Raw genomic sequence first — 15,309 nt, forward strand, 5'->3', positions numbered from 1 at the left:
CCCTGGGCCGAGAGGGCGATGGGCATCACGGCGGCCGCCGCCCGTCGGACGGCGGCGCGGCGCTCAGATCCCGCGCAGCCGCTCGACGATGCCGCGCAGGAAGTCGTCGACGTCGGCGCTGCGGTACCCCTCGCGCAGGCGGCGGACGGCGGTGGGCCGTCCGCCGAGGAGCAGCTGCAGGGCGGCGGCCGCGCGGGAGTGCTCGTCGCCCTCGGCCGTGAGCGCCGCGAAGGCCTGGTCCAGGAGCTGGTCGATGCCGTCCATGTCGTAGCGGTCCCCGCGGCGCGCCGGGGCGAAGCGCGATTCCTGCAGCTCGGCCGCGATCGCACCCGTCGCGGTGCCCTCGGCGATGCGGCTCGCCCCCTGCGCCCGCCCCAGCACGGCGGCGACGGCGGGAGCCGCCCGGGAGTCCAGGAAGTCGTCGACCGAGTCCATCGCGTAGCGGACGCCGGACATGCGCGGGGTGAAGCGCACGTCGGAGATCCCGCCGAGCAGCTCGAGGTCGCGCCGGCGCCCGGAGGTCCCGACCTCCCGGGCGAGGCGGTCGAGGTACTGGTCGACCTCCTCGCAGTCGTAGCCGGATCCGAAGCCCTTGACCGTCACGAACCGTGCGCCGGTGAGCAGCGCGACGACGTCGGCGTCGGAGGGGGCGGCGGGGTCGGGAGCGGTGGGGTCGGAGGCGGAGCCGAAGGGGTCGACGGTCATGGTGGTTCTCCCGGAGCGGAGTGGGATGGGATGAAGGGGATGGAGGGAACGACCGCCGCCGTGAGCGGATGCCGCCGTCAGCGGATGACCGCGCCGCCGAGCACGATGTGCGCGGGATCCCGCAGCGCGCGATGGTCGCGGCGGGGATCCTCGCACGCGACGAGGAGATCGGCGGGGGCGCCGTCCTCGAGGCCGGGGGCGCCGAGGAACGCGCGAGGCCCCCAGGAGGCCGCCTGGAGGATCGCGAGCGGATCGAGCCCGCAGGCGGCGAGCTCGTCGAGCTCGTCGTGGATGATGCCGTGGCCCAGCACTCCCCCGGCGTCCGTGCCGGTGAGCAGCTGGACGCCGGCGTCGTGGGCGTCGCGCGTGCGCTCGAACCGCCGTGCGCGCAGGCGCCGCATGTGCGCCGCGTAGTCGGGGAACTTCCGCTCCCCCTGGCTCGCGTACGTCTCGAACTCGTCGACGTTCACGAGCGTGGTCACCACGGGCACGCCCGCCTCGGCGGCGCGGGCGATGGTGTCGCCCGTGAGACCGGTCGCGTGCTCGAGGCAGTCGAAGCCCGCGTCGAGGACCAGCGGCAGGGTCTCCTCGTCGAAGGTGTGCGTCGTGATGCGGGCGCCGTGGGCGTGCGCGGCCTCGGCCGCGGCGCGGAAGTCGTCGGCCGACCAGGTCGGGGTGAGGTCCCCGACCTGCCGGTCGATCCAGTCGCCGACGAGCTTCACCCAGCCGTCGCCGCGCTCGGCCTCGGCGGCGACGGTGGCGGGCAGGTCCTCCGGGTCGACCTCGTGGGCGTAGCCGATGAGGTAGCGACGGGTGCGGGCGACGTGCCGTCCCGCGCGGACGATGCGGGGCAGATCGGCCTCGCGCTGCAGGGGCGCGGTGTCGGTGATGGAGCCGGCGTCGCGGATGAGGAGCACGCCGGTGTCGCGGTCGATGCGCGCCTGGGCGCGGGCGCCCTCGAGTCCCGTCGCGGTGCCCTCGTCGCTGATGCCCACGTGGCAGTGGAGGTCCGCGAGGCCGGGCAGCACGAAGCCGTCGATCCGCTCGATCCCGGTCCCGGCGGGGAGGTCCGGCTTCTCGTGGTGGATGCGCCCGCCCGCCACCCAGGCCTCGGCGAGCTCCTCCTCGGGCCCGAGCAGGATCGGCCCGGTCAGGTGCAGGACGGGCGAGGCCGTCGCCTCGGCGCGGTCGTAGGCGGGGCCGTCGGCGGCGGGGCGTCGGCCCTCGGCGAAGGACTCGCGGGCGGCGCGGACGGAGGGGGCATCGGTGCGCATGCCCCGAGGCTATCGAGCAGCGGGCCGCCGCGAGGGCGAGGGCTGTCGTTCGAGACCCCGGAGTGCTTCACTGGATGTGCCGTGCGTCACTCACCACCGTCGAAGGAGCACCCATGAGCACGCACCCGACCTCCCGCTTCCTGCTGGGGACGGCGGAGTCCCCCGAGCTGGTGCTGCTCCGCCGCGTCTCCGCCGCGCCCGAGGCTGTGCGCGAGGCCCTCGCCGACCCCGAGCGGCGCGGACGCTGGCTGGGCGCCCTCGACGGGGATCCGGCCGCGGCCGGGGACGCCTTCGAGCTGAGACTGGGCGACGAGGCCTCGGACGCAGCCGTCGGCCGGCTCCTGCTGCTGGACCCTGAGCACCTGGCGACCACGTGGTCCTGGCAGGGCGAGCGCGAGAGCGTCCTGCACGCGCGCGTGCGCCCCGGGCCGGACGGTGCGGGCAGCGAGATCGGGGTGCGCCACTCCCTCGCCGAGCCCGATCACGTCGAGGGCTACGGCGGCGGCTGGGAGCAGGTGCTCCAGGCCCTCGCCCGGGAGCTCGGCTGCGAGGCGGCCGACGCGGAGGACGATGCGGCGATCGAGACCGCCGCCGCCGAGCGCTGGCACCTGATGACGCAGCGCCCCGTCGAGATCGAGCGCGTGCTGCCGGCCTCCCCCGAGCGGGTCTGGGAGGCGCTGACCACGCGCGAGGGGCTCGCGTCCTGGTGGTGGCGCCACTGGGACGACGTCGAGGTCGAGCTCGACCGCGAGCGCGGCGCGGCCCGGATCACCGCCCCGAGGATCGCCACGACCCTCGACCTCGAACGCCTCGTGGTCGAGCGCCCCGCCCGCCTCGCGGCGACCTGGGTGTGGTCCGAGGCGAGCGGCACCGCGGCCGACGAGGCGATCGACCTGCGCCTGGAGGAGGGGACGTCCCCGGGGAACACCCGTCTGCGCGTGCGCCACACGGGCCCCTGGGCCGAGGACTCCCTGCCGGAGAACTACCGGCAGGGCTGGGAGTCCACCCTGGGCCAGCTCGCCGAGGTGCTCGGCGGCTGAGGACCCGCGAGGATCGCGCGGCGGCTCAGCGGCCGCGGCCGAAGAGCTTCTGCATCTCCGCGGGCAGCTGCGAGGGATCGATGTCCGAGAGGTCCGAGGACCCGCCGCCCGCGCCGGGGCCGAAGGCCGAGCCGGAGTCCGCGGGCTCCTCGGCGGCGCGGCGCGCGGCCTCGGCCTCCTCGCGGGCCGCCTTCGCCGGGTTCTTCGACTTCGACTTCTTGCCCTTCTTCGCCGGGGCCTGCATGCGGCCACGGGACTTCTTGCCGCCGCCCATGCCGGGCATCCCGGGCATGCCCGGCATGCCTCCGCCGCCGCCGCGGCCCATCGAGCGCATGGCCTGCTGGGCGTTCTTGAAGTTCTCGAGCAGCTGGTTGACCTGCTGCACGGTCGAGCCGGAGCCCTTGGCGATGCGGGAGCGGCGCGAGCCGTTGATGAGCTTGGGGTCGGCGCGCTCGGAAGGGGTCATCGAGTGGATGATCGCCTCGATGCGGCCCAGCTGGCTGTCGTCGAAGCTGTCGAGCTGGTCGCGGAACTGCCCCATGTTCGGCATCATGCCGAGCATCTTCTTGAGGCTGCCCATCTTCTTGACCTGCTGCATGAGGCCCAGGAAGTCGTCGAGGGTGAGGTCCTGGCCGCTCTGGAGCTTCTTCGCGGTCTTCTCGGCCTCGGCCTGGTCGAAGGTGCGCTCGGCCTGCTCGATGAGGGTGAGCACGTCGCCCATGTCGAGGATCCGCCCGGCCATGCGGTCGGGGTGGAAGCGCTCGAAGTCGCCCAGCTGCTCGCCGGTGGAGGCGAAGAGGATGGGGCGCTGGGTGACGCCCGTGATCGAGAGGGCAGCGCCGCCGCGGGCGTCGCCGTCGAGCTTGGACAGGACGACGCCGGTGAAGCCGACGCCATCGCGGAAGGCCTCCGCGACGCGCGCGGCGTCCTGGCCGATCATCGCGTCGACCACGAAGAGGGTGTCGTCGGGGTGCACGGCGTCGCGGATGTCGCGCGCCTGCTGCATCATCTCCTCGTCGACGCCCAGCCGGCCGGCGGTGTCGACGATGACGACGTCGTGCTGCTGGAACTGCGCGGTGGAGACGCCGTTGAGGGCGACCTGCACCGGGTCGCCCACGCCGTTGCCCGGCTCGGGGGCGAAGACCGGCACGCCCGCGCGCTCGCCGACGATCTGCAGCTGGTTGACGGCGTTGGGCCGCTGGAGGTCGGCCGCGACCAGCATCGGCGTGTGCCCCTGGTCCTTCATCCACTTCGCGAGCTTGCCCGCGAGGGTGGTCTTGCCGGCGCCCTGGAGGCCCGCGAGCATGATGACCGTGGGCGGGTTCTTCGCCCAGGTGAGCTCGCCGGTGGCGCCGCCGAGGACGTCCACCAGCTCGTCGTTGACGATCTTCACGACCTGCTGGGCGGGGTTGAGGGCCTTCGAGACCTCCTCGCCGAGGGCGCGCTCGCGCACGCGCCCGGTGAAGTCCCGGACGACGGGGACGGCGACGTCGGCGTCGAGCAGGGCGCGGCGGATCTCGCGGATCGTCTTGTCGACGTCCGCCTCGCTCAGACGGCCATGGCCTCGCAGCCCCTTGAGGGACGCGGTGATGCGGTCGGAGAGGTTGTTGAACACGAAAGCGGCTTCCCCTTGCTCGGACGGACCGCCCCAGTGTAGTCAGCCGCGCGGGGCGGATCCTGGCCGCAAGGCCCCGGCGCGGCCCACCTCACCCTCGGGTCGCCCTCGGACCCCTCGCACGCGGAGCACACTCGCGCCGCTCAGGTCGCGGCGGCATCCATGAGCGCGGCGATGACCCGGCCCACCATCGGCGCCTCGAGCGGACGCCCGCGCGCATCGGTGAGGTAGAGGACGTCGACGGCGCGCTGGCCGAGGGTCATCACGTGGGCGCTGCGCACGTGGAGGCGGAGGAGAGTGATCATCTCGGCGACGTCCGCGAGCAGGCTCGGGCGGTTGCGGGCGTTGACCTGCACCACGGTCGCCTCGCTCGAGGCCCCGGGCAGCAGGGTCACCACGGGGGCGTCCTCGGCGGTGCGCGGCGGGGCGCCGGGGTCGACGTCCAGGACGCGCGCCGCGGGATCCTCCCGGCGGCGCAGCTCCCTCTCGAGGGCCGAGCGCAGCGCGGTCGGGTGCGGCTGGTCCGACGGCCTGCCCGTCACCCACCAGGTGTTCACGGCGACGCCGTCGAGGGTGAGCACGACGGCGCTGCGCACGTCCATCCGGTGGCGGGCGAGGACGCGCGCCTGGGCGGCGAAGACCCCGGGCCCGTCGGACGCGCCCAGGCACACCTGGGTGATGGGCTCCTCGTCGGTCGGGGCGGGATAGAGGACCTGGGCGGAGCCCGTGCGCACGACGGCCTCGCGCACGGCCTCCTGGACGGCGCGCTGCGGCGCGAGCAGGTCGCGCGGGGCGCGGGGCGTGCCGGTGAGGGCGTCGCGGGCCTGCGCGGTGAGGTGGTCGACGAGCTGGGAGCGCCACGAGGACCAGGCGGCGGGGCCGGCCGCGCGGGCGTCGGCCTCGGTGAGGGCGCGCAGCAGCTCGAGGGTCGTCAGGTCGCGGCCGACGGCCTGGAGCAGGGCCTCGAGCGTGCTCGCGTCCGAGAGGTCGCGCCCGGTCGCGAGCTCGACCAGGGTGAGGTGCTCGCGCACGAGCAGCTCGACGAGGTCGGCGTCCCTCGCGTCGAAGCCGAGGCGCAGGGCGGCGGCGCGGGCGAGCGGCGCCCCCTCGGCGGCGTGGTCGCGGCTGCCGGCGCGCTTGCCGAGGTCGTGCAGGAGGGCGGCGACCAGCAGGATGTCCGGCCGGTCGACGGTGCCCAGCATCGCCTGGGACTCGCGGACGGTCTCGATCTGGTGACGGTCCACGGTGAAGCGGTGCACCGGCGAGCGCTGGGGGCGGTTGCGCACCCCGTCCCAACCGGCGACCCAGCGGCCGAAGGCCCCGTGGACGTCGAGGGCCTCGTAGGCGGCGCCGATATGCTCCCCGGCGAGCGCGTCCACGAGCACGTCGCGCTGCACGGAGCTCAGGGAGGCGCGAGCGGACCCGGCGGCGAGACGGGTGAGGGTCGCATCGGAGAGCGGCATGCCGGTGGTCGCGGCGAGCCGCACCGCGGCCAGGTCGCGCAGGGGGTCGGTGACGCGCGGGTCGATCGAGATCTCGTCGGCCTGGACGATGACGCCGTGCGGGTGGCGGGTGAGGGCCGGGCGACGGTCGGCGCCCAGTCCGCGGGTGCCGCGCCCGCCCGGGGCCGCGGCGGCGCGTGCCGCGCGCACGGTGCGGTGCAGCTGCCAGGCGACCGCGCGGGAGGCGTCGGCGAGGGCGGCGAGATGGTCGTCGGCGGTGTCGTGGCCGGTGAGTGCGGCGACGGCGTCCTGCTCCGCGCGGGCGAGCCGCGTGGTGCTGCGCCCGGTGACGGTCTGCAGGGCGTCGCGGGCGTCCAGCAGCACGTCGGATGCCTCCTCGAGCACACGGTGGTCGTGGTCGGCGAGCCAGGACTCGGCGAAGGCGCGGATCACGACGGCGTCGCGCAGGCCGCCGCGATCGGACTTGAGGTTGGGCTCGGTGGAGTGGGCGAGCTGGCCGTAGCGGCCCTCCCGGTCCTCGGCGATGCGGATCATGTCCTCGGTGAAGCGCCGGGCGTCGCGGCGCCACTGCGCCCTCACCCGCGCCGCGGACTCGTCGACGAGCGCGGCGTCGCCGACCACGGGGCGCAGGTCGAGCAGGGAGATCGCCGCCCGCAGGTCCTCGCGGGCCACCTCGGCGCACTCGGCGGGGCTGCGCACGGCATGGTCGAGGGACGTCCCCGAGTCCCAGATCGGGTACCACAGGCCCGCGGCCAGACGGGAGGCCTCCTCCTCGTCGACCTGCTCGCGGTCCACGAGCAGGATCAGGTCCAGGTCGCTCATCGGCCCCAGGTCGAGACGGCCCAGGGAGCCGATCGCGGCGAGGGCGGCTCCGGACGTCGGCGGGCCGGCCGCCTCCCAGAGCTCGCCGAGCCACTCGTCCACCAGGACGGCGTGCTCGCGGCGCCGGGAGGGGCCGGCCTGCGGGTCCGCGAAGCCCGCGTGCAGGACGTGGGTGAGTCGCCTGCCGGGCAGCGGCTCAGATGGCATCCGCGCCCCGCTCCCCCGTGCGCACGCGCACCACGTCGACGACGTCGGTCACCCAGACCTTGCCGTCGCCGATGCGACCGCTGCGCGCGCTGCGCACGATGAGGTCCACCGCCTCGGCGACGCTCTCGTCGGGCAGGACGATCTCGATGCGGGACTTCGGGATCTGGTCGATGCGGTACTCGGCGCCGCGGTAGACCTCGGTGTGGCCGCCCTGGCGGCCGTAGCCCGCGACCTGGGTGACGGTCATCCCGGCGATCCCGTACTCGCGCAGGGCGTCGGCGACGTCGTTGAGCGCGTGCGGCTGGACGATGGCGGTGACGAGCTTCATCGGGGCTCTCCTGTGGTGGCGGTCTGGGCGGGGCGGGACTCGCGGTCGTCCTCCGGGGACGAGCTGTCGGTGGGCGGATCCTGCGCAGCGGCATGCGCGGACATGGTCTCACCGTACGGGGCGGAGCCCGCTGAACCGGTGGAGGCACCCGTGCTCTGCGGGGAACCCGCGGCCCGACGGGAGCCGAAGCCCCCCATGAGGTCCCATCCCGTCTCGGCATGGTGGGTGACATCGATCCCGGTGAGTTCGTCCTCCTCGCTGACCCTCCAGCCCATCAGGGCCTTGAGCACCAGCGCGATGATCGTCGTCACCACGGCGGAGAAGATCACGGCCGCAACGGCGATCACGATCTGGACCAGCAGCTGGCGCACCCCGCCTCCGTAGAGGAGGCCGCTGTCGGTGGCGAGGAACCCGATGAGCACGGTGCCCACGAGACCGCCGACGAGGTGCACGCCGACGACGTCGAGCGAGTCGTCGAAGCCGAGACGGTACTTGAGCCCGACCGCCAGCGCGCAGACGATGCCGGCGATCGCGCCGAGCACGATCGAGCCGATCGGGCTCACCGAGCCGGCGGCCGGCGTGATCGCCACCAGACCCGCGACCACGCCCGAGGCGGCTCCCAGGCTGGTGACGTTCTTGTCCCGGATCTTCTCGGTGATCATCCAGCCGAGCATCGCCGCAGCGGTCGCGACCGTCGTGTTCACCCAGGCGAGTCCGGCCGTGGCATCGGCCGTGCCGGCCGAGCCCGCATTGAAGCCGAACCAGCCGAACCAGAGCAGGGCGGCACCCAGCATGACCAGCGGCAGGCTATGGGGCTTCATCGGGTCCTTGCGCCACCCCAGCCGCTTGCCGACGATGAGGGCGAGCACAAGGCCGGCCGTGCCCGCGTTGATGTGCACGACAGTGCCGCCTGCGAAGTCGATCGGCTCGGCGATCGCTGCGAAGGGTCCGTCGGCCGAGAGCAGTCCGCCGCCCCACACCATGTGCGCCATGGGTGCGTAGCAGACGATGATCCAGATCGCGCTGAACGCGATCCAGGTTCCGAAGCGCACGCGGTCCGCGATCGCACCGGAGATCAGTGCCACCGTGATGATCGCGAAGGTCATCTGGAACCCTGCGGCGACGAGGAAGGGGACGCCCGATTCGGCCAGGAGGGACTGACCGTCCTCGCCGTGCAGGCCGAAGAACTGGAAGGGGTTGCCGAACAGACCCGCGGTGTCGTCGCCGAAAGCGATCGAGTATCCGACGAGGGTCCACACGATCGCGCCGACCCCGAGGGCCGCGAAGGACATCAGCATCATGTTGAGCACGGTGCGGGCGCGCACCATGCCGCCGTAGAAGAAGGCGAGGGCGGGCGTCATGAGCAGCACGAGGGACGCGCTGACCAGGAGCCACGCGGTGGCTCCCGTATCGAGGGTGAAGGCCATGTCGGTGTCCTGGCTCGGAGGGCCCGGGCCGAGGGCCCGGCGCGACCCGGGTGGATCGTCCCCACATCGTGCGGCGCAGAGTTGGTCGTCCGCTCCTCCAGGCCCTGCCGTGATCCTTTTGTGATCTCGGGTCCGGGGCGTGGACGCCCACGGATCGCGCCGATCCCGGCCGGTTCACGCCTCCAGGAGCGCGTCGACGAAGCCGTGCGGGTCGAAGGGGGCGAGGTCGTCCATGCCCTCCCCGAGCCCGACCATCTTCACCGGGACGCCGAGCGCGCGCTGCACGTTGACGACGATGCCGCCCTTCGCGGTGCCGTCGAGCTTGGTGAGCACGATGCCGGTCACGTCGACGACCTCGGAGAAGACCTTCGCCTGCTGCATGCCGTTCTGCCCGGTGGTCGCGTCCAGCACGAGCAGCACCTCGGCGACGCCGTCGCCGTGCAGGGCCTTCTCGGCGACCCGGCGCACCTTGCCGAGCTCGTCCATGAGGCCCTTCTTGTTCTGCAGGCGGCCGGCGGTGTCGATGATGACGACGTCGGCCTGCTGCGCGATGCCCTGGGCGACGGCGTCGAAGGCGACCGAGGCGGGGTCGGCCCCGTCGCGGTCCGAACGCACGGTGTCCACCCCCACGCGGGATCCCCAGGTGGCGAGCTGGTCGGCGGCCGCGGCGCGGAAGGTGTCGGCCGCACCGAGGACGACGCTGCGGTCCTCGGCGACGAGCACGCGGGCGAGCTTGCCGACGGTCGTGGTCTTGCCGGTGCCGTTGACGCCGACCATGAGGGCGACGGAGGGCACCTCGGTGCCGTCGGGCGCCTCGCGGCGGGTCGCGGCGAGACGGCGGTCCAGGCTCGGGTCGACGAGGGCGAGCAGCTCGGCGCGCAGGGCCTCGCGGATCTGCGCGGGGTCGTCGGTGCTGATGACCTGGATCCGGCGGCGCAGGTTCTCCATGAGCTCGTCGGTCGCGTCGGGGCCGAGATCGGCCAGCAGCAGCGTCTCCTCGATCTCGTCCCAGGTGCTCTCGTCGATCGTGCCGCTCGTGAGCAGGCCCAGCAGGCCGCGGCCGAGCGAGCCGGAGCGCGAGAGCCGGTCGCGCAGGCGCTCCATACGGCTGCCGGCGGGCTCGGGGGTCTCGAGCGGCGGCGCGGTCTCTGCGCTCTGGGCGTCCGCGGGCGCCTGGGCGTCGGTCTCCGGCAGCTCGGCGGGCGCCTCGGTGGTCCCGGAGGCCTGAGCGGACTCCGTGGCCTCCGTGGACTCCGTGGTCTCCGCGGCCTCGGGGCCATCGGCCGGGGCCGACGGCGAGGCGCTGGTCGAGGCGGAGTCGGGCGTCGCGGTGCGTCCCGGCTCCGTGCCGGGGATGACGGGGTTCGAGGGGTGGGCGGCGCGCGCGGAGGCGCTGCCGGCCGTGGGCGTCGCGGGAGCGGACGGCGAGGCGGGCTCGGAGAGCGTGTCGCCCCAGGTCGGGGCCGCGGGCCGGTCGGTGCGGGGCTTCTGCGCGGTGGCGGTGGAGCCGCCGGTGCGATCGGCGCGACCGGCGCCCTGGGAGTCCTGGCGGCCCTCGGCGTCCTGATCCCCGCCCTGGCCGCGGCGACGCCGGCTGCGCACCCATGCCCAGGCTCCGGCGCCGATGACGACGATGCCGCCGCCGGTGCCGGCGAGGGCGGCGAGGATGTCATTGGGGTCCACAGGTCACCTCCGGGTCGAACGGCGCCGGGCGGCGCAGGCCTCGCCCAGTGTAGGCGGGACGGAGGGAGGTGCGGACCGCGCGTTCAGGCGTCGCGGCGGGTGCGCGAGGAGCCGCGCAGCACGGTGCCGTCCTCGGCGCGCTCGACGGCGCGCGAGCTCAGCGCGGTCAGCACGAGGACGAGCGCCCCCACGAGGACGGCGAAGAGGAGGAAGACGATCATGACGATGCCCATGGGTTCATTCTCAGCGGGAGGGGCCTCCGCTTCCATCATCCGAGAGGACGACCGCGTGTCGCCTTGCTCACAGACTAAAGGCGACGGCCCCGCTCCCCCGGGCCATGAGGGCGCGGGAGCGGGGCCGTCGGCCGCGGTGCTGCGCGGAGCGGGCTCAGCCGAGCGCGGGGAACCAGATCCCGATCTCGCGGGTCGCGGACTCGACGGAGTCGGAGCCGTGCACGAGGTTCTGGATCACCGGGGCGTCCCACTCGCGGGCGAGGTCGCCGCGGATCGAGCCGGGCGCAGCCTCGGTCGGGTTGGTGGCGCCGGCGAGCGAGCGGAAGCCGGCGATGACGCCCTCGCCCTCGGCGACGACGGCGACGAGCGGGCCGGAGCCCATGTACTGGACGAGCGGGCCGTAGAAGGGCTTGCCCTCGTGCTCGGCGTAGTGGGCGGCGAGGGTGTCGGCGTCGGCCACGCGCTGGTCGAGGGCGACGATGCCGTACCCCTTGGCCTCGAGGCGGCGGAGGATCTCGCCGCGCAGGCCGCGCTCGACGGCGTCGGGCTTGAGCAGGATCAGAGTGCGTTCGGTCATGGAGGGCACTGTATCGGTCGTGCCCGCACGGCGCCTCACCGCCGTCCGCCAGCCCTCGACCAGCCCTCGACCAGCCCTCGACCGAGGGATCAGGTTCCCGGGGTGTCCGCCTGCTCGGGATGGGCGGCCCAGTAGCGGGCGTCGACTGCGTCCTTCTCCCGGTCCAGCGCGTGCCCCTTGAGGACGCCGTACACGAAGAGCACGGCGAACAGGGCGCCCACGATCCACATGGCGCTCACCCACAGCCCCAGCAGCAGGATCGGGATCTGCAGCAGGGCGCCGAGCACGTACGGCCAGGCGCGCTTCTTCAGCATGCCCGCGCAGGCGAGCAGGAGCACGGCGCTGATCAGGGAGATCGTCCACACGGGGACACGGTCCTCGGGGTTCAGCTGGTGGGAGACGAGCGCCGCGAAGAAGACGATGAGCGCCTCGACGGTGAGCGTGGTGGAGCTGAACATGCGCTGCGCCCCGTGCGGGCGCTGGGACGGGGTGAGGTGCAGGGCCATGCTCAGACCTCCTCGGCCACGCCGAGGAGGTCACGGACCTCGGCGGCGAGGGTCACGGAGCCCGCGGCGACGACCCCGCCGAACTGGTCGCCCGAGGCCTCCGCGAGGTCCACGGCCCGCTGGATCGCATCGGGCAGGGAGGCGGACTCGATGACGCGGTCCTCGTCCTCGAAGACGTCGCGGGCGACGTCGGCGAGACGGTCGGCGGGGATCGCGCGCGGCGAGGAGGACTGGGTGACGACCACGGTGTCCAGCAGCGGCTCGAGGGTCGCGAGCAGCTGCTCGGCGTCCTTCTCCTGCAGGATCCCCACCAGGCCGATGGTGCGGGTGAAGCGGAAGTTCTCGCGCACGGTCGCGACCAGCGCCTCGGCGCCCGCGGGGTTGTGGGCGGCGTCCACGAGGATCGTCGGCGCCTGGCGCACCACCTCGGCGCGGCCCGGGGAGGTGACGGTCGCCAGGCCCTCGGTGAGCAGGTCCGCGCCGAGCACCTGCTCGCCGCCTCCCAGCAGCGCCTCGCAGGCGGCGATCGCGAGCAGGGCGTTGTGGGCCTGGTGCTCGCCGAGCAGCGGCAGGAACACGTCCTCGTAGCGACCGGCGATGCCCTGGAAGGTCACGAGCTGCCCGCCGACGCCGGGGGTGCGCGAGAGCACGCCGATCTGGTCGCCCTCGATCGCGGCCTCGGTGCCCAGCTCGAGCAGGCGCTCGCGGATCACGTCGAACGCTCCGGGCTCGCTCTGCTCGGCGATCACGGCGAGCGCGCGGGAGGTGAGGATCCCGGCCTTCTCCCCCGCGATCTCCTCGATGGTCTCGCCCAGGTACTCCTGGTGGTCGAAGCCGATGGGCGCGATGACGGTGACGTCGGGATCGACGACGCCGGTCGCATCCCAGGTGCCGCCCATGCCGGTCTCGACGACGGCGACGTCGACGGGGGCGGAGGCGAAGGCCTGGTAGGCCATCGCGGTGAGGTACTCGAAGTAGGTCAGGGGCGGGCCGCCGGCCGCACGGGACTCCTCGTCGACCATCAGCGCGAAGGGCTCGACGTCCCGGTAGGCCTGGACGAAGGTCTCCTCGTCGACGCTCTCGCCGTCGATCGCGATCCGCTCGGCCGGGGAGTGCAGGTGGGGGCTCGTGGTGCGGCCGGTGCGCAGGCCGGCGGCGCGCAGGATCGCCTCGGCGATGCGGGCGGTCGTGGTCTTGCCGTTGGTGCCGGCGATGCGGATGGAGCGGTAGGAGTTCTGGGGGTCCCCCATCAGCTCCATGACCCGGCGGATGCGGCTCAGGTCGGGCTCGATGCGGTTCTCGGGCGCCCGCTCGAGCAGCGCCGCGTAGACCTCGCGCAGCTGGGGGCCGAGCTCCGGACGGGACGGACGTGGCACTGCGGCTCCTCGGGACGGGGTGGGGCGGGGTGGAGTGCGGCGGCCGACGGCCGGCGGCCGTCCTCCAGTCTACGAGCGCGCGCCGGGGAACGCCCTCACGGGTCCTCCCCATCGTGCGCCCATCCACAACGGGCGCCGGGCCGTGGTCGCGCGGGCACCGTCTTCCTAGCCTGACCGGCATGCACCGCGGGGGCCGTCCCGCGGCGCGAGCGGCGGGCGAGGAGGGGCACATGGCCGAGGGACTGACGGGACTCCGGGAGGTCCGGCGGGAGACGGTGGGACCGGTGGCGGCAGGGGTCGGACGATGAGCGGCTTCTGCGGCATGGACACCGCACAGGTGCGCGATCATGCCGAGCAGCTCCGCGGCGCCGCCGACCGGCTCGAGGCATGGCAGTCGCATCTGGACGCCGCCGTCGCGGGCGCCGCGTGGAGCGGACCGGACGCGGAGGCCTTCCGCTCCCTGTGGGCGCTGCTCTCCCTGGACGCCTTCCGGTCCGCCACCGCGGCACTCGCCTCGCGAGGCGAGCAGGCCGCCGCGCAGGCCGACGACCAGGACGCGGCCTCGAGCGCCCAGGGCAGCGGGGGCGGGGCGGGCGGGACGGGTGGCTCGGAACCGGGAGCGCTGGGCGTCTGCGCGCCCGACGCATCGGACCCCGTCTCGGGGATCCCGGATGCGCCGTCGTCGGACATGCACCAGGGGTACCTGCGGGACGACAACCCCGTGATCCCCGACTGGCTCGAGCACCCCGGGGAGCAGCTCCTCTCCGGCACCGCCCACTCGGTCTCCGATGCGGTCGGCCGGAGCTGGGACTCGGGCTTCGACGTCCTCGAGCTGGGGCTGGATCGCTCCGGTCGGCGCAGCGACGCCATCGGCCAGCTGCGCCGGGACGGCGACCGGTTCGGGGGGATCCTCGAGGACTGGGCCGCGGGCGAGCGAGCGCCCACGTACGCGGAACTCGGGGCCTCCGGGGTCGTGACGCTCGGCTCCGCCGGTGCCGTGACCTCCGAGGCGGTCAGCGACGACGACCAGGACACCGCCTTCCTGGACGACCGTCCCGGCGGCATCGTCTCCGATGTGCGGGTCGACGACGCGCCGTCGACGAGCCCGCGGGACCTGGGCGACCTCCTCATCGGCAACGACTCCCTGCGGATGAAGGGCCGCGGCGCCGACTCCGCGGGCGCGCTCGCGACCGGGCAGATCGGCGTGCAGGAGGTGCGCAGCACGTCCGGCGGCGATCCCGTGTACATCGTGCAGGTGCCGCCCACCGAGGGCCCCGACGTCCAGGACCTCTCCGGCGCCTACGGCCAGACGGGCAACTCCCGGGACTGGGGCTCGAACCTGCGGCTCGTCGCGGGCCAGGACCCTGCCGCGATGGACGACGTGCGCGCGGCGATGACGGCCGCCGACGTCCCCGCCGGGGCCGACGTCATGCTCGTGGGGCACTCGCAGGGCGGGATCATCACCTCGCACCTCGCGGCGGACCCGAGCTTCAACAGCACCTGCGGCGCGGAGGGAACCTTCAACGTGACCCACAGCTTCTCGGCGGGCTCCCCGGTGCAGACGGTGATCCCTTCCCAGGACTCGACCCAGGTCGTCAATGTGGCGCACGGCCCCGTCGGCCTGGCTCCCCACCTCTCCCTCGGCACCTCCCACCGACCGGACCTCGAGTACACCGGCGATCCGATCGCGGAGCTGGACCTGCAGGGCGCCCAGATGGGAGGCGGCACCCTGAGCGCGCCGAACGTGCACGAGGTGATTCTGCCCGGGAGCACGCAGCATGCGAGCGACGGGGTCCGCGGGATCGAGGCGAACCATGAGTCCTTCGAGAGCGGTTCCCCGGACGCCTACTACTACGGATCGATCCAGGAGCACACCGCCTCCGACCCCGTCCTGTCCGCGCTCCAGGGCGATCTCGACGGCCGGTACATCGGCGAGGGCACGTACGTCTCCCGTTCGACCGTGGTCGACGTCGGGCGCGGCGAGCCGTGACGGCGTCCGGTCGGGTCGTCCCGGACCAGGGCCGACCGTCGCGGCGCCGCCGCCCTCCCCGCG

The 15,309-nt window shown here is 74.1% G+C and carries 13 protein-coding genes; 2 read left to right on the forward strand and 11 right to left on the reverse strand.

Going from position 1 to position 15,309, the window contains the following annotated elements:
- Positions 1-63 precede the first annotated feature (63 nt).
- Positions 64-705 (reverse strand): DivIVA domain-containing protein, encoded by a 642-nt coding sequence (locus Bra3105_RS05360; RefSeq protein WP_228358902.1) that lies wholly within the window; start codon positions 703-705, stop codon positions 64-66.
- 77 nt (positions 706-782) lie between these two features.
- Positions 783-1,979, reverse strand: coding sequence for an amidohydrolase family protein (locus Bra3105_RS05365; protein ID WP_200503610.1), 1,197 nt, complete (start codon positions 1,977-1,979; stop codon positions 783-785).
- Between the two features lie 113 nt (positions 1,980-2,092).
- Between Bra3105_RS05365 and Bra3105_RS05370 the strand changes: the two genes are divergently transcribed.
- Complete coding sequence (locus Bra3105_RS05370; RefSeq protein WP_228358903.1) at positions 2,093-3,019, forward strand: SRPBCC family protein; 927 nt, start codon at positions 2,093-2,095, stop codon at positions 3,017-3,019.
- Between the two features lie 25 nt (positions 3,020-3,044).
- Here Bra3105_RS05370 and ffh read toward each other — a convergent pair whose 3' ends face one another.
- From ffh to Bra3105_RS05415, 9 genes are all read right to left on the reverse strand, one after another.
- Positions 3,045-4,634: a signal recognition particle protein gene (gene ffh / locus Bra3105_RS05375; RefSeq protein WP_228358904.1), complete on the reverse strand. Its 1,590-nt coding sequence runs from the start codon at positions 4,632-4,634 to the stop codon at positions 3,045-3,047.
- Between the two features lie 143 nt (positions 4,635-4,777).
- A complete protein-coding gene (locus Bra3105_RS05380) occupies positions 4,778-7,126 on the reverse strand; it encodes a [protein-PII] uridylyltransferase family protein (RefSeq protein WP_228358905.1) in 2,349 nt (782 codons plus the stop codon).
- On the reverse strand, positions 7,116-7,454 hold the full coding sequence (locus tag Bra3105_RS05385) for a P-II family nitrogen regulator (protein ID WP_228358906.1): 339 nt from the start codon (positions 7,452-7,454) through the stop codon (positions 7,116-7,118). The genes Bra3105_RS05380 and Bra3105_RS05385 overlap by 11 nt, the downstream gene beginning before the upstream one ends.
- Entirely contained in the window at positions 7,451-8,881 is a 1,431-nt protein-coding gene (locus tag Bra3105_RS05390; protein ID WP_228358907.1) for an ammonium transporter, read from the reverse strand. The genes Bra3105_RS05385 and Bra3105_RS05390 overlap by 4 nt, the downstream gene beginning before the upstream one ends.
- A gap of 174 nt (positions 8,882-9,055) precedes the next feature.
- Positions 9,056-10,564 (reverse strand): signal recognition particle-docking protein FtsY, encoded by a 1,509-nt coding sequence (ftsY, locus tag Bra3105_RS05395; protein WP_228358908.1) that lies wholly within the window; start codon positions 10,562-10,564, stop codon positions 9,056-9,058.
- Between the two features lie 83 nt (positions 10,565-10,647).
- Positions 10,648-10,797 (reverse strand): hypothetical protein, encoded by a 150-nt coding sequence (locus Bra3105_RS05400; RefSeq protein ID WP_193636296.1) that lies wholly within the window; start codon positions 10,795-10,797, stop codon positions 10,648-10,650.
- A 154-nt stretch (positions 10,798-10,951) separates the two neighbouring features.
- On the reverse strand, positions 10,952-11,374 hold the full coding sequence (ndk, locus tag Bra3105_RS05405) for a nucleoside-diphosphate kinase (protein WP_228358909.1): 423 nt from the start codon (positions 11,372-11,374) through the stop codon (positions 10,952-10,954).
- 89 nt (positions 11,375-11,463) lie between these two features.
- A complete protein-coding gene (locus Bra3105_RS05410; RefSeq protein WP_228358910.1) occupies positions 11,464-11,880 on the reverse strand; it encodes a DUF4233 domain-containing protein in 417 nt (138 codons plus the stop codon).
- Between the two features lie 2 nt (positions 11,881-11,882).
- Positions 11,883-13,256 (reverse strand): bifunctional folylpolyglutamate synthase/dihydrofolate synthase, encoded by a 1,374-nt coding sequence (locus Bra3105_RS05415; RefSeq protein ID WP_228358911.1) that lies wholly within the window; start codon positions 13,254-13,256, stop codon positions 11,883-11,885.
- Positions 13,257-13,578: 322 nt separating this feature from the next.
- On the opposite strand from Bra3105_RS05415, the gene Bra3105_RS05420 reads away from it, so the two are divergent.
- Complete coding sequence (locus tag Bra3105_RS05420; protein WP_228358912.1) at positions 13,579-15,246, forward strand: WXG100 family type VII secretion target; 1,668 nt, start codon at positions 13,579-13,581, stop codon at positions 15,244-15,246.
- The last annotated feature ends 63 nt before the right edge of the window (positions 15,247-15,309 follow it).

It is taken from the genome of Brachybacterium halotolerans subsp. kimchii (genome assembly GCF_020792675.1).
Classification (GTDB): domain Bacteria; phylum Actinomycetota; class Actinomycetes; order Actinomycetales; family Dermabacteraceae; genus Brachybacterium; species Brachybacterium halotolerans.